The 15,560-nt window shown below is 38.2% G+C and carries 10 protein-coding genes; 3 read left to right on the plus strand and 7 right to left on the minus strand.

What is annotated here, in order from left to right; translation table 11 throughout:
* Nucleotides 1-269 precede the first annotated feature (269 nt).
* The 3 genes from F3I09_RS17455 to F3I09_RS17465 are packed head-to-tail and all read right to left on the minus strand — an operon-like array spanning nucleotide 270 to nucleotide 3,059.
* Entirely contained in the window at nucleotides 270-863 is a 594-nt protein-coding gene (locus tag F3I09_RS17455; protein ID WP_149696309.1) for a hypothetical protein, read from the minus strand.
* A complete protein-coding gene (locus tag F3I09_RS17460; protein WP_149696310.1) occupies nucleotides 835-2,004 on the minus strand; it encodes a hypothetical protein in 1,170 nt (389 codons plus the stop codon). Before F3I09_RS17460 ends, F3I09_RS17455 begins: the two co-directional genes overlap by 29 nt.
* Before the next feature lie 41 nt (nucleotides 2,005-2,045).
* Nucleotides 2,046-3,059 (minus strand): hypothetical protein, encoded by a 1,014-nt coding sequence (locus F3I09_RS17465; RefSeq protein WP_149696311.1) that lies wholly within the window; start codon nucleotides 3,057-3,059, stop codon nucleotides 2,046-2,048.
* A 586-nt stretch (nucleotides 3,060-3,645) separates the two neighbouring features.
* Here F3I09_RS17465 and F3I09_RS17470 point away from each other — a divergent pair.
* Nucleotides 3,646-5,454 (plus strand): DUF6119 family protein, encoded by a 1,809-nt coding sequence (locus F3I09_RS17470; RefSeq protein WP_149696312.1) that lies wholly within the window; start codon nucleotides 3,646-3,648, stop codon nucleotides 5,452-5,454.
* Between the two features lie 728 nt (nucleotides 5,455-6,182).
* On the opposite strand, the gene F3I09_RS17475 is transcribed toward F3I09_RS17470, so the two are convergent.
* Nucleotides 6,183-7,010, minus strand: a complete 828-nt coding sequence (locus F3I09_RS17475) for a hypothetical protein (protein ID WP_149696313.1) — start codon at nucleotides 7,008-7,010, stop codon at nucleotides 6,183-6,185.
* Between the two features lie 908 nt (nucleotides 7,011-7,918).
* On the opposite strand from F3I09_RS17475, the gene F3I09_RS17480 reads away from it, so the two are divergent.
* Both F3I09_RS17480 and F3I09_RS17485 read left to right on the plus strand, forming a co-directional pair.
* Nucleotides 7,919-9,820, plus strand: a complete 1,902-nt coding sequence (locus F3I09_RS17480; RefSeq protein WP_149696314.1) for an AAA family ATPase — start codon at nucleotides 7,919-7,921, stop codon at nucleotides 9,818-9,820.
* Nucleotides 9,817-10,653 (plus strand): HNH endonuclease, encoded by an 837-nt coding sequence (locus F3I09_RS17485; RefSeq protein ID WP_149696315.1) that lies wholly within the window; start codon nucleotides 9,817-9,819, stop codon nucleotides 10,651-10,653. The genes F3I09_RS17480 and F3I09_RS17485 overlap by 4 nt, the downstream gene beginning before the upstream one ends.
* A 322-nt stretch (nucleotides 10,654-10,975) precedes the next feature.
* Here the strand turns inward: F3I09_RS17485 and F3I09_RS17490 are convergent, their stop codons facing one another.
* The 3 genes from F3I09_RS17490 to F3I09_RS17500 form a co-directional block, all read right to left on the minus strand.
* Nucleotides 10,976-12,253 (minus strand): HNH endonuclease, encoded by a 1,278-nt coding sequence (locus tag F3I09_RS17490; protein ID WP_149696316.1) that lies wholly within the window; start codon nucleotides 12,251-12,253, stop codon nucleotides 10,976-10,978.
* 239 nt (nucleotides 12,254-12,492) lie between these two features.
* Nucleotides 12,493-13,365, minus strand: a complete 873-nt coding sequence (locus F3I09_RS17495) for an S-4TM family putative pore-forming effector (RefSeq protein WP_149696317.1) — start codon at nucleotides 13,363-13,365, stop codon at nucleotides 12,493-12,495.
* Nucleotides 13,366-14,358, minus strand: a complete 993-nt coding sequence (locus tag F3I09_RS17500) for a nucleotidyltransferase (protein WP_149696318.1) — start codon at nucleotides 14,356-14,358, stop codon at nucleotides 13,366-13,368.
* Nucleotides 14,359-15,560 lie beyond the last annotated feature (1,202 nt).

A 15,560-nucleotide genomic window follows, 5' to 3' on the forward strand; every position in this document is an offset into this window, starting at 1 on the left:
GAGTGCGAGACAGAATAGGACACTGCTCTTTAACAACTCAGGATGAGCTAAATGTGCAGTTTCCTGATTGGCCACGTGGGTTGTTAGGGATATGCTTATGGGAAATATCTGGGGGCTGAAGAGCTGATATTGGTTCGCTGTGTACGGCAGCACTGTGAGTGAGGACGTCAGTACATAGTAAAACCGGTAATCCTTCTGAAAACACAAAAGAGACAGATCATGCTTGTGATGATTTGTCTCTTTTGGGCTTATAGTCTCTTTTTATAATATCAATCTTTACTATCCGCTAAAACCGTTGACTCTATTTCCCTCGATGATGTAATAAAAGGGTAATCTGTTTTCGACATGTTTAGGTCAAAATGTCTCCCTTCTTTTCGTTCAAAAGCAAAGGACAAAGGCGAATCTTTCGTACTATGTACAAAGAAAAACAAAAAAGATACTGTCAACTTTTCATTGAATCCGGGGCTTCCTTTTGCCGGACTTACCTCAAATGACAAAGACATATCTATTAACTTATGCTGTGTGGTATCAATCTCATCAAAATAGATCTTATTGCCTGTATACCAACATGGTATTGTATCAATAAAATGTTCGTCATTTTCACAAATCAGATCAACATGAATGACTCTCATACTATCTGCCTTCCCGTACCATGTTTTACTAACCCTTTGTTTAAGCGTGATAGGTTTATCCCATATATAAAAATATACTTCCCTTGAATCCTTAATGCCGCTGCCAGTGAAGGCCTTCACTACAACAATTGATATAAAAATTAATGTACAAATTATTAAAAAGCTCCTCATTGTAAATTTATGTGCTTGTTTAGGTTTGGTATTATTGGTTAGCGACGGCAGCGTTGGCATTTTCTTTTTCTTTTATATACTTCGCCGCATTTTTCTGCAGGGTTGAAAGTTGACCTTTTGTCAAGCTAAAACTTTGTGGGTTGGCAATAGCTCCTTTGTAAAATATTGCTCCGGGCTTACCTGGTTGAACCGTACCAGTCGATTGATTTAGTGTATTAGCCTCTAAATTCCCAATAAGTACCCAATTAAAATTTTGTCCACCAAGGGGCTGTTTAATGTCATCTGCTGACGGCTTCACAGCGGACCCTGTATTATATATGTTACCGTCACTAGTTTTGAAACTAGTAGCCTTTGAGAGTTCGAAATGGTAGGGGGCCGATTCGAATTGGCCACTACTCGTATTATAGAAAAATGGTTTGATGGGATGCGAATGGATTATTGTAATCTCCTGGTTTTGTTCAGTATTATTATTTGAATACGCAAACTCTGAAATATTTTCGGGAGTTCCCATAAAGTTAGTTACACCGTCCGTTAGTAATTGAGCAGGCTGTGTAATTCCTTCGGTTACATCACTGCCATTAACGACAGAAACATATCCTTCTGCTCTTTCGGCTTTGGCTGTACGGTTTAACATATCAATAGTGGTTTTCAATACCGTCAGGGAAGTATGATAGGAGTCAAATTTCTGGGGATTTTTATTGACTGTAGGGTCATTGGCCACTGCTCTTATTGAAGTTTCGACGTCCGCATCACTCACAATCCTCAATTCAGTAGACCTCCCAAAACTACCCAGCAACTCCCCTTTAGTCGAAATATATAACTCCAACCCATCCAGATCTATCCCCTGTATAGGACTATTCGAAGCAAACTGATACGGTGTTAGCTCCGGATACTTCTTGGTTAACGGATCGACAGATAAAAACTTAGCCAGGGTATTCTCCGGAACATCAGCATATCCGATGATACTATCCCTATTATCCAGAATATAGATCTTTCTTTCCCTTGCTGCTATCACCAATGACCGGGAATTTTTTGCAGTATCCTTGTTTGAAACATATATACCGCCATTATCCTTCGTTCTTACATAATTCGACTTAACAGTATATCCAAACTGTTCATATGGATTATTGACCTGCGTATATCCGGTTCTAAACATGAATAATGCAACAATGGTCCAAATAACTTTTTTACTAGTATTCATTAGCGGTTGCTATTTATTGGAAGCGGTTTTATGATTCTTAATTATTTCTTACTCATTTTATTCTGCTTTACCCAGTTCTTATACTCATCTTTCGGTGAACTTCTATAAGCCAACTCTATCAATTTCTTATCAATCGTTTTCAGCATTTGATACGCCTGCGCTTCCTGATCTCGCTGCCCCTGCTTTTTAGCTTGCAGTAATAGCGACCGGTAATGCTCATATTTCACCATTAGTAGATTAACTGATGAAGGAAAGTAGTGTAGCGCCGTGTCACAAACAGTCAAATCAAAATCTTCAATACCAAACTGAAACTGATAATTAGCTGCCAGTTCCTTCATTACCAGTGCTATTGATTCTTTTTGGGTTAATGCATTCATATAGATGCCAGACTTGATCTGCTCTACTGTCACCCCAGTTTCCTGCATAATCCATTCATCCCTCGCAAAACTGCCACTTGTCATTTCAAGATTCACCCACTTGCCTTGTTCATCTTTATGCTTAATATAACAATGAATAGGCGCTAAAGCAAGAAACCCCGAAGCACCTATTTCCTCCACAAGTATCTTATAAAGAAAAGGCAATGAATTACAATTCCCCTTATTAGTTTGTAACAACTTCGTTACAAATCCCACGGTAGGATCCTTATCCGACAAAAAATGATCAAAATCGTAAGTAAACGGAATGAAATTATTCTCTTGAATAGAATCCGTCATATAGGTGAACGCAGCCCAGTTGCCAGCAGTATGAAATCTCTCCAGGTGTCTTTTCCCTATCATCTGCCTAAGTTTAAACGCAATCCCGGATACTTTGGTGTTAAACTGCTCATAAGACCAGGCTCCATTCAAATATGCATTCTCCATCAGGAAAACCGCTTTTTTAAAGTTAACAGGCTTTCCTCCGGATAGCATCTGACTCATTTCTGAAAACGCTATGTGATACAATTGTTTATGAAGCTGATCGGTATTCGGATCTGGCTTAGACAAAGCATATGATCCTGTATATGTTATCATCAACAAGAGAACATCCACCAATAGTTTCCCGTGCTTAGCTTTCATTTCGATACAAGGACCAGGATAGTTTCTAATAATTAAATACGAACAATTTGTGGTAAAAAACAGATAAGTATCTGTATACTATTTGATAAAGATATGGAGTTTTAGTTATATTTTATAACTTTTGACTTGGTCTGCGTTCAGCTGATTGTATATCCAGCATGATAGGCTATAAACCTCGATGAGAAATCATTAGGAAAGCGCAGCGCGTTAAATGCGCATGCTGCGTTTGACGAGGCGGGCGGTGGAAACATGGGTGAAAACCTAATACGCCACAGCTCGACCCTACCTGTGGGGGAGCGGGGAGGTAACGATCCGCTCTACCCGGAATCCAATAGTGCTGATTTTCATTAAGTTAATTCTTCTGAAAGACTGTCGTTAACATCGAATTAACGATTGGAAGTGAGTTAAAACGTATAATTGCAAGACCTTGGTGATTCCAGCATTAATCGTCATATCTGATGTTATATGCTTGTCCATTGCTTCCTGTTACTAAACTAATGATTTCCCACTCTTTTGATCAAGATCGAATGCTACCCAATGCCTTGCTAGATTTTGATTTAATTATTAACCGAATAAATTAGTGGTCATGTCAGAGAAGAAGACAATGCCTGTTACGTTTTACCTCATAGCTGAACATTTAACTGCGGAGGAGAGTTTCGATGATGTTGTTGACAAAATTATGCATACTATAAATGGAGGGTTGGAAAGATATATAGAACAGATGCTACAAGGTAATGATTTTGGGGAGTTTGCAATTAGAGTATTCCATGCTACAAAGCAATCTAAGCCAAGATGGAGACCATTTATAAGCAATTTTGTTGCGCAAGATAGTTCCATCAATAAATGCTTAATACTATCGCATTCTTTTTTATTATTTGTTAGCTATAATAATAAGGTTTTTGCGGTTACAGGAGGTGCAGGTTCTTTCGAAATAGACCCCTATGTTTCTCAAACGTTTGGAATGGATATAATTACGCGGTTAATTGAAAAGAATAGTCCTGTAATAAAATCTCTACAACATAGACGAATTACGGGAATATTACTAGGTCAAACTAAGCAATTCCGAGCGGATCGTAGATTAGCTGAGGAAACACAGTTTGGACAGATTTATAAAGAGATGAGTGCGCAACTAGATAAAAAACTTCTAGTGTCTGTACTGGGCTTTAAGGCTGCTGAGTTAAAGAGAGAAGTTGCCGGCTGCCTTGCTAAATCTTCCTTCCGGATAAACAAAAGTTTGGGAGAAAATGAATTCTTTAGAATCATCAAACGTTTTGATATATTATTAGATAGGCCAGCGAATTTTTCTATAAATAGTGTAGAACTAATATCAAGAAAAAAAATGTTTTCGTTAATTGCTCAGTTGGAAGAAACGCGCCTACAAATATTATATAATAGCTATTTAAATGATTTGGAGCCAGATTTTGATTTTACAAATAAAGAGCTGGATAAATATCTTAATGCTGTGTATTATAAAATCTGTTTAGTTGATGAGAGCATTGATTTTGATTTTCGTCCTACTTTTAAAGATATACAAAGAAAACTTAAGAAAAAGGATCGGATTTTATGTAATGATGCCTTTGAATTTAAACATTCTGTGCTAAAGTTAATCATCGAAAGTATTGATGCAGATGGCAAAGTCTTGACACGTGGAACAATAGAAAGCCACTTACACGGAGAGGTGAACTTTGAGGGGAGAACATATTTTATAATAGACGGAGAATGGTATCGAGTTAGTCCTAGATTTATAAAGGATTTAAATGATGAATTGAGTCCTTTACTCGAGCAACATTGGGACGATAAAATTCTGACTAACGCATTTGATCGTATGAAGAGAGAAGCGGAATACAATTTGTCATTCATTGGAGCTCCGGGAACTCTTGTGTTTGATACTGTTGTTCCCGACAATATTGAAGCATGCGATATTCTGAAGTATAGTGCTGAGATGGTTTGCTTAATTCATGTAAAAAAGGGGTTCAATAATATGATAAGAGACTTAGCAGCACAGGTATTAATGGCTGCTAAAAGATTAGAGAATGATATTAACTCAGGGTTTACTTATATCAAGAAATTAGAAAGCATGACTAAAGCAGGTAAAAATAGCAATAGTCCATTGAGACGGTTACTTGCAACGCAAAAATTCCCTGATAATGGACTATCAGAGATTTTTAATGGGAAGAAGACTAGGCAAATCTGTTTCTGTCTCGCATTTGTAGATCTTAGTGAAGAACGAAGAAGTCTGAAAGACAATCTTGTTTCCTTTGGGTCTAATATTGCGAAGTATTCCTTGCTAGAGCTTATCAAGGAAATTACAGCACTAGGATTCGATTTCAGAGTTATACAATTAAATAGAGAAGATCACATCAAGAGTGGGAGAACAGATGATATAGCTGCATAGGACATCTCAGGTTCATTACTCAATATTAGGCAGCTAGAGAATTTCGAACCACGGCAACGAACGCCCTCCTCGAACTAATAACCAGCCCCAGAGCAAACCTTGACAATATTAAAAGCAAAAGGTCGGAGAATACTCCGACCTTTCCGCTTTAGTGCCCAGAACAGGAATTAACCTGGATCTGATATCTAATTAGTTATAAATATCTTTAGTCAAATTGCTGTCAAATAATAAGATGACTTAACAATTGCCGAATTTGTTCGCTTTCGTTCGTCTAACGATCTGTCAAGACAAATATAGTTTTTAGTCACGGGTAAACTACAATTTTTTTTATAAGAATTTTGGAGATTTGTGAAAGCAAGGTATTAATTGTCTGCCTTGCCTTGTACAATCGACGATCAAAGTCATGACGGATCCCCTACTGATGCTCGTAAATAGTCGATATTACGATATCCAGATCTCCTTTTGCAAATACATTTGTCGTGTATAGCCCAAAGTCAAGCAGCATTAGATATTTTCATATAAGCGAGAACTTGAGTTTGTAACATAGATATCTCGGCAAGCTTACTGTCAAACATTTTTAGATTTTGTTCATACTCTTTGACTGTCATTGGGAGTGTAAAATATTTTGTGTAAACTCCTTCCCCATTGTTTGAAACCCTGCCGGGATGGGGAAGGGGGAATGGCGCGGCAGCAGCGCCTTCCCCGGTTTTGGGGCCTATTGATATAATTCACCACCATAGGCCATTAACACAGGGAATTTTACAGTCTCCTGTCATTTCTAAGTCTGCTTCAAGAGTAGCGACGTGGTCAACAGCTTTATTTTCTTTAAGAGTGTTAATTGCTCTTTTATATTCTGAGATTTTTTGATTGTAAGCTTCTTCAACCTGTTTGCGCTCGTCAAGATTAGTTTTCCTTTCATTATCGAAGTGCTGGCTAGTTGTTGTTACTAACTCTTCTTGCATTGTATTTTGAAGGTCTTGGCTTTCTCGTTCTATACGGTTACTTATCCGAGTTGAAACGTCCTCAATTCTCCGTTTCTTTTCTTCGATTTCGGCATTGACATTTTTTACGTGTATTTTGGGTACTTTAGTTTTAATTTCAATCCTGTCCATATGCACTTCGGGAATGTTAAACTTAACGGCAATACGCCTTTTTCGTATTTTAGGCATGTCCAGTTTTATTGATACATCCTTCATATATACTTCGGGAATAGAAACATTGATACACACCATCTCAATTTTAGGCTTGGGAAATACTTTAATTACTTTAGGCGCTTTTGTAACGCATTTCTCAACCATTCTTGTTGCAGGAACTTTGAATTTAATTTCTTCTAAGTCCGTATGAAGTTCAGGCACGTCGAAAGAAACATCTTCTCTACGCTTACGAAGCTTTGGCACGTCGAATTTTATTGATGTCATTCCCCATTCAATATCAAATTTTACCTTTACAGCTGTTTCAACAGTACTAGGATCTTCAATGTCCTCATTGATTTGATCAATTTCTCCTTGACCGTCGTCTAAAATTTGATTAACCTTAGCTTCAAAGTTTTTAGTCAACTCTTCAGTTTTATCTTTTAGCAGTTTTTCTAAATCTTGGTCCAGGGTCTTAAATTTTTAAAGTGAGGAATTTATTTTGGAGTTTGACTTGGGCTGCCATAAATATTTTAGGGATCCTTGCAAGACCTACGGGGCAGCATTATGTCCCTTAAGGGCGCCTGAGGATTCGAAAATTAACAATATACTCTTCCCCTGTTACCTACCGTTCCCGATGTCGATCCTTCAAGTTTGCTAAAACTTTAGTAAAAAAGATGCTTAAATTATGTCCCAATGACAATACCAACTAGTTTGTATTTTTTATGGTTTTCTGTCTTTAAAATTTTCGTCTCCTCAAGTGATCGATACCTCTCAGCCAAATCCGAAGGGATTTTCGCTGTTTCGATCAGCTATACTGATACGTTTATTTCTCCTTGCCAGTGTTGCCAATTTTCGTTGGCATGTCTTCTAACCGGCGACTAAGGGGGAAATTTAATCGAATGATCCAAGCTACTGACCAAAACTGAGTACTATTTCCGCTCCTTTGGTCCTCGGAGCCTACAGGGGCTGAAGGATAAACATAATGTTGTCAACAGTATTGGTTTCTTTCCTCTCACTCTTATCAAATGCCCGCAGATGCCGAAATCAAACTTTATCAGCTCTGTTATGCATATCCCAGTGAACTACTTTCCCTGATTTCTACAGAGGCGTTGCAACCGTTTATGGAGTCTATAAAGATGTTAAGGAAGTTTCGGGTAAGAAAGCAGAAAATATAAGTACTCTTTTTGCTAACGACCTTGTTAGTTGATCCCAAGGATATTTCAGTACATATTACTAAAACACCATATAAGTGCAAGTGAACCGGCATTAATAATTTTACTATAGATTTGATTTGGTATCTTTATTTGCCCAATCGTATTTAAGAATATTGTATGTTAAGTTTACCGGTTAAGAGAAAGCTATACGAACAATTAGTTACCCCAGGAAATTTCATTCAAGACGATGAAGGATTTGCTGTAATCAATAAGGTCTGGGAGTTGCGTGAGTTGCCCTCTCTGGATTCCCGTTATAAAGATGCGTATGGAGATTTTAAACAACACATTATTAACAACCAGGATTGGGATATCGATTACATTTTCATTGAAAGGTTAAATTTACTTTCAGGTGCAGATGATGTCTTTATGAAATTTGTCGAAGCATTTGTAGATCCGGAGATTCGAAAAGATATCAGGTTTATTGAGGACAATGTAGGGCGGATTAATAAGGAGTTGAAAGATTCCGGGTATAAACTTGCTATTACCACCTATTTCGAAAACTTGCCGGTATACAAACTTATGGAAGAAAATAAAGTATCTGATCTTCCAATATATCTGTCAGCGAATTCGATAAAATTCTATAAATCGACTACTGAACCCAAAACTTATCCTTGTTTTATACTCACGTATAGTAATTGGGACGATTTTACTTATAAAACATCAGTCATTCTTCATTATTACGAAAGTGCCGGACATCCAGAAGATATAGGAGTACCAAAAATAATGTCGCTTGATATGGAAAAACAAATCTGGCCGAAATTGCCAGATTCTTTCGATTCATTACCTCGAGACTTTTGTTCTTTTTGCGCTGACGAAGATTACTACATGACCTTAAAATCTAAGTTTCCTAATAGTTATTTCAGCATTTTGCACGCTTTAAGGGATGCGGGTATATTTCCCCGGATTGCAGAACGTTTTGAGGGTACATATATTTTCAAGAAATCGCTGATACGCGAAAACCATGATGAAAAGTTGTGGAGGGAAATAAGGTTCAAACTTTCAGGAATTGAAATGAATGATGCATTCAGATTCCGATATGATTTTAAACCGCCATATGCACAAAGCGGGATTGATATTGATTTTAATTTTATTTATGGGGATGAACTGGATATAGAGCACCGTATCTATGTTCTCATTGGGAAAAATGGTACTGGAAAAACTCGTGTTCTTTCGGGAATTGCGAATGAACTTTCATTAGAACGTCCAAAGAATATCGGACCATTTAAGCCCTTATATAGCAAGATTTTTACTTTGTCATATAGCATATTTGATAAATTTGAAATACAGCAGGGCAACAGTGCTTTTAACTATGTCTATTGTGGGCTAAAAAAGAATAGAACTGAACATTTAACGGACCAGGAGCTAAGAACCAGACTAATAAACTCAGCTCAGGATATCCTTCAACGTTCAATATTAAGTGAATGGTATGAAATTCTAAATAACTTTATATCGAAAGATATTCTGGGATTAATGTTTTATAATACACAAGGTCAATTTAATTTTCAACCGGAAAAAATGATGGCTGTGCTTGATATGCTAAGTTCCGGCCAACATATACTTATTTATGTATTAACTGAAATGCTTGCTCAAATCAGAGATAACAGCCTAATTTTATATGATGAACCAGAAACGCACTTACATCCAAATGCTATTTCTCAGCTGATGAATAGCATATTGGGTTTGGTCAAACGTTTCAAATCGTTTTGTATTATAGCAACCCACAGTCCTTTGGTAGTGCAATGTATTCAGTCGAGGAATGTTTATGTACTTAATCGGATTGCGAATGATATTGAACTACGTGAAATGGATAAAGAAACTTATGGTGAAAACCTGACTGTCATTACAGAGGATATATTTGACAATAGAGATATTGACAAAGATCATCTGAATTTGCTTCGGGAACTGGTTGATAGCGGCCATAACTACCCAGATATTATTGCAATGCTAGAAGAAGAAAATAAATTGCCGGTCAGCCTGAATATCCGTCTCCATTTAAAAAATCTGTTTAAACAAGCATGAGGAACCTTAACCCTTATCCTGAAGATAGTTTTCCTGTATTCACTACAGCAGTAGATGGCAAGTCCGACCGGATTTCACAGGCCGCTTTGAGGGCTGCATATCCTACTATCAAGCCGAAATTTCAGAACTATGACAGCCTGTTTTTAAGAAATGAACTTGAACACTTAGCTGTTGATGGTATTCATGATACTATAAAGGATCCGCTTTTAAGTTTGTACTATTCCAAAAGTCCAGTTTTAGCTCAGATTCGTAAACGCTTACAGGAATTGCAACATAGATCAATAAGATATACCTGTCAATACTGCACACTTGAAACATCTAAGACCTGGGACCATATAGTTGGCAAAGAAGAGTTTCCTGAGTTTGCAATTCATCCAAAAAATCTACTGCTAGCTTGCAATACTTGTAATCAAATCAAAGGTGAGCGCTGGCGGACTGGCCTTAATAAAAACCTCATAAATCTGTATATTGATCAGCTTCCCGATATAAAATATCTGGAAGTTGATGTTTTTTTAGATGATTATGGCGAGATCGATTTTCGATACATGCTAAGGTATTCCCCTGGAATGAGTTATGATGTATATTCGCTGATACTCCGACATTTCGGGGCACTGCATTTAACGGATCGAATGAGGGAGGGTGCTATTAAGCATTTAACTGAATTCCAAAACGCTATTAGGCCAAGACGGAATTGTGGTGAAAGTGAGGACAGTTTGATTTCTAGTACATTGGAAAGCTGTGCTGCCGATCGTGCGGTATTGGGTCTAAATCACTGGAAGCCTACGATGATAGAAGCATTAGTAAACAGCCCAGTATTTTGGGATACATTGTAATTCTATAATTTTATCAAAACCCAATCCCGAATGATTTTTCATTGATTGAATTACGGGCTCATTTTTTTTTCTGCAATAGACAGCATTTATTAACTATCCATTCCTTCTTCATTACTTCCGGCATTGCTCCTATTACCATTATATTTTCCATGCTGGCAGGAATCCTGGATTTTTCATGCCATTATACAAGTTGGTTAGCTTAAAAGCCGTTTTATTATAACTCGCATATTTTAGGTTCGTATGATAAACGCCCTCTAAATTATCCAGAGGGCCAGGATGGCGGCCAGACATAATACGGTGCATCCACCCTAAGCTGGCAACCTCAATCTGATTTGATATTTTCCCCCTTGATATCAAAATTCAGATTAATGGTAAGGTCTTTTTCCTTTTGATCTGATAGATTCAAAAACTGCCACCCTTCGCTTCTGCTGTAATGTTTGAAAAATTGCCAAAACCGCCCATATGATATTTCATCTGTAAAATTGACGTCGCCAGCGGCCAAGGGAATGATATACACGATAATGAGGAACGTATAATGCAATTCGCCCACTAGGAAGGGTAAGGTTGTATCCATATTTTTCCTTTGGTAGATCAAAATTGAAGGATGCTTGGTAAACCGCTCATAGGATTTCAATAGGCCAACTTTCGGTAGGCGATCAAGATTATATTCCCTGTTTATCCATCGGACGGTATCCCGAAGATTTATAAGGACAGAACTATCAATGACGCTCAGAGCATATTTGCATAGTGTGCGATAGATATCCTGCGCCACGATTTTCTCATAGGTCTCCAGGCGAAAACTCGTATCATGAGGCTTTTCTCCTTTTCTTAAAAAATGATCGAGCTTGATGATACCCTCATTAGTTAGCGTGAAATTTCTTCCTTTGAACTTTGCAACACCCGATTTTCCCTTGACACCAAAGTAACTCCCGTATATCTTTAAATAGGAAATCAAACTTTTTTCAATCCCCGAGGCAGATCCAAATCGCTCGTTGCATTCGTCACATTCCTCATGTAGTATTATTTTTTTGTTGCCGAGAGATTCTGATATCGCGTGGGCAACATTTTTAAACGATACCGTTGGCCTCTTCTTGCCACAGAAGCGGCATACGCGCATCTCCTTATTCTTTTCACCAATTCCCTCTTTAGTAAGCTCTCCAAATGCCATTAAATGGTAAGCCTCAAGGAGAGAGGCAAAAAGTTCATTATGTTCCCTGCTTATTACCTTATAGTCTAGGCTCTCTTCGAGAGATGTCAGGATAAGATGCAATTCGTTACGTTTCTCAGGTGATAGATCATCTGTAGGCCATAGGATGAAATGTTCGTTCTCTTTAAGTTTCTGGAAATAGCTCAGTAGGCGGTGAAATCTTAGATCGTGTTCCTTATAATACTCTATAAATGCAGTCAATTTTTGACGAAAAGCCTCTGTGTTTTGTTGGACGGACTGTATCTTAATTTTATAGCTTTCTAAGCCTACATCTTGATCTGAAATAAAGAGCATTATGAAATCTTCAAATAAATGATTTGAAGGATCAGTATTATTAAGGGTAAGATCAACTGAATAAAAAAGCGATAGTAGTGAATAGTTATTTACGGGCATGATATGATCTGTTTATTTTGGTTTCGAGCGAACAAGTTGCAATTAATACTGAAGGTTGCTTATTGTTAAGGGTAATAAAGACATTGTTGCTATTTCTATCTGTATTTCGCCCTTCCCTGTTTGGCGGCTTCGCTCATAAAGGTGATTATTGAATGTTATATATAATAGGAAAATGTTGGGCTTACTTTTACAGACATAATTCTTGACTGATCTACGTTAAAATGTGTGATTAACGGTTTCTACTGATCTCTTCCAGCAGTTACTCGCATATCTTCTTCCAACCCTTTCCGTTTCTTGTTATAAAACCATTCTGGCACAAGTGCACTATCTTTACGGCTGCAGTATATTTTATCTTGTATCTGCCTAAGCTGCTCGATGGTTGGCACAGCGTTATTTTGTCGGAATGTGTTAACTGCCATTTTCAGTTCAGAAGATGCTTTTACTGACTTCACGTTTTCGGTATAGACTTTTATTGTAAGTGCGAGCGCTGGCAGCAATGGTGCTACCAAATCTTTGAAAAAGATGGGTACAGTCAATTCTCCAGAAAAGCCGATTAGGACGGACAGCCCTCCTAAGCCTACCAACGCCCAGATGCAGTGCTGCTTGAATTTTTCACGTAACCGGCCATCGTAATACAGATTAATTTCCTGACACACGATGATTGCGCTTTCCTGCGGCAGGCCATCTAGATCAATATTGTACCAATCTTTTAGGGGAGAGTAGGGATTAGGTCTATATTGATCTGCATTATTCTTTATATCCGTTTTTTCAGGTTGACTTCCGGCATTAAACTTATTCCACTGCAAGCCATAAATCCTGCAATCAAATAGCTCTTGGATCTTTGCTGCTCTTGTTCGCATGTTGGAGATATATCCAATGAATACTGACAAATCTATGATGGCAACTACAGAGGCAAGTAACGCAAACCAAGCGGTATCAAAAGGTATCTTCTCTTGCGGAATTAATTTTAAGAAGTTAAGGACGACAACTGAGAGTACTGTTAGCACTACTTGTACAGCAAAGGCATTTTTTGCCTTAATATACAACTGCCGCTGAGCGGCAAGGAGCCTGATATTTTCAGGTCGGTTTTGCAACTCTTTTATATTGTTCATTTATGGATAAGTTGGGAAATTGTTTCCAAATATTTGCCTCCAGGTATTGATTGCGAGGTTGTGCTGAGCGCTTACCTCAAATTGCATGGCCTGGTAGGCTCTGCCAAAATCTGTTTCGGCGCGTGCGGCAATGCTTCTTTTTTCTTCTAAGCTAAGGTTATTGAGGTTACCTTGTATGCCTTTGGGATCTGCTACGGTGTTGTGCACGGCAATTTTGATGTACTCTAATACTCTTAGAAAGCATCCCCTTACCGTATCAGGAAGAGTATTGGGGCTTCTACCATCAAAGAAATCCAGAACCATGTTTTCCATCAGATATGATTCCATAGTTGCCATGGTATTGCGTGCATTCCAGTACTTTGCCAATCGGATAACGTCAAGTATGCTTACCTTTTGGCTTGCATTTACGCTTTCTACCCTTGCCTTATCTATTCGTGGATCGGTTTTTTTCCAGCCTCCTTTGGCATCGGGTATTAAGAAGTACGTTCGGCCATTGTACTCTGGTTTGGTAATAAAACAGGGCACTATATCGTAAACCCAATTATACGATTGCAATTCTAGTACGGCTGCTTCGCCGTTCTTTTTGAAGTCTGCTTTTTTATAAAGTGGCACCTTGCTAAGATATTTTATAAAGGTGTTGATCACCTTAATGGAATTGACCCGATTGTCGCCATTGGTGAATTGTCGCAATTGGGGAGAGTCAAAGATATTGCTAATATGTGTCGGGGTTATTTGTATATCATATTTGGAGCCTTGCCCATCAAGGACTATCATGAGGTCTATATCGTTTAATGGCCGGGTTTTGGTTTTTCGCGCATAGGAGCCATACTGTATATGGTCAAATAGCAAGGGAAACTGCGGATCTTCCGGGAGTTTTAAGATTTGCCTTAAAAGCTCATCTTTGCTGGCTTTTGCCTTTTTATTTTCTTCAGGGTCTATGCGAATGACTATTCTAAGGAACTCTTCGAACGCTTGTAAGACCGTTGTCGCCATAAGATTATATTTGGTGAAAACAATTATCCTGCAACTGATGTAAAGATATGGGATGTTCCTTTGTCAGTGCAGTATGCAAAGATATACTTTAATGAGTATTCTCAGCGTTTTTGGGCATGTTTAGGCTGCGGAATTTATAAATACATTACCGGATGATATTTTCAGTGTATGATTGTTCGTAATAATCCAGGAAGTTTAAAGATTGCTCCATTTGTCCACTTACGCCTTGCTAGGCGGTGGAGGCTGCTCTAATTTGATTTCTAATTTTTTCGTTTTGTGCAGCGCCCTGGCTCTGGCGAGGCGTACGTATTGTTGCAGGTGCATCCTTTTTATTCTACGATCATTCGGGTGTTTATTGACACTTCCCAACCTCAGAGTGAGCCGCTGAAACCTGTCGGCATGGGGCTGGAAATAACTGAAAGACTTAAGAGGTTTATCTTGGAAAAGGATTTTGTAGGATTTTAAGAAATAATATATTCTTCGACGCGCGAACTGAAGGATATTCTCTCGGGAAATGGGACATCATCCTTTGGGGTTCGAGGGAAGTGTTCGAAACAGAACTGGAGCGAAGGAAGGGGGATAGTGTTCACGTTAAGGAATACTGTAATTTACATAACGCCTATAAAGCTAAAGAGCACCCGGTGCCGTTCAAATTTCAGCATTTTGACATACATTCGTCAGATATTTGGAGCTGATAATCAACATCTTGTATATTGGGGAGTTTTCGGTATTACCGGTAGGATGTCGTTACGGCAGTGGGATGGATAAAAAGCCGGTGCTGGCTAAGTAACGGAAATTGGAGGGCGCCCTGCCGGCAGGAACGTGTGATATCAATATGTCTATGCTGCCGCTGTCATCCACGTTTGCCTGTCTTGCTGAATCACAATACAATGTAAAAGAAAGCAGTTTGTTGGGGCATTGAGTGATGTGGTAGCGCTGAATAAAAAAAAAACAGGACTTTGACCATTTCGTTTTCCTTGAGGATTAACGTTTCTATATTCTTGGTGTCTAAAAATTGTTCACACCATGCCTTGATATAGTTATTCTGAGCTTCGCTTAACTCATTAAACGTTTGTGCAATCCTATAGGTACGTTGGTTTAGTGCATGCAGAAATATTAGCGGTTATAAGCATGTGAATAATGACTAATTCGTTTATTTTGAACCGTTAACAAGCTATTAACTAAAAATAAAAATCCCCTAA

Source organism: Chitinophaga sp. CF418 (assembly GCF_900142925.1).
Classification (GTDB): Bacteria; Bacteroidota; Bacteroidia; order Chitinophagales; family Chitinophagaceae; genus Chitinophaga.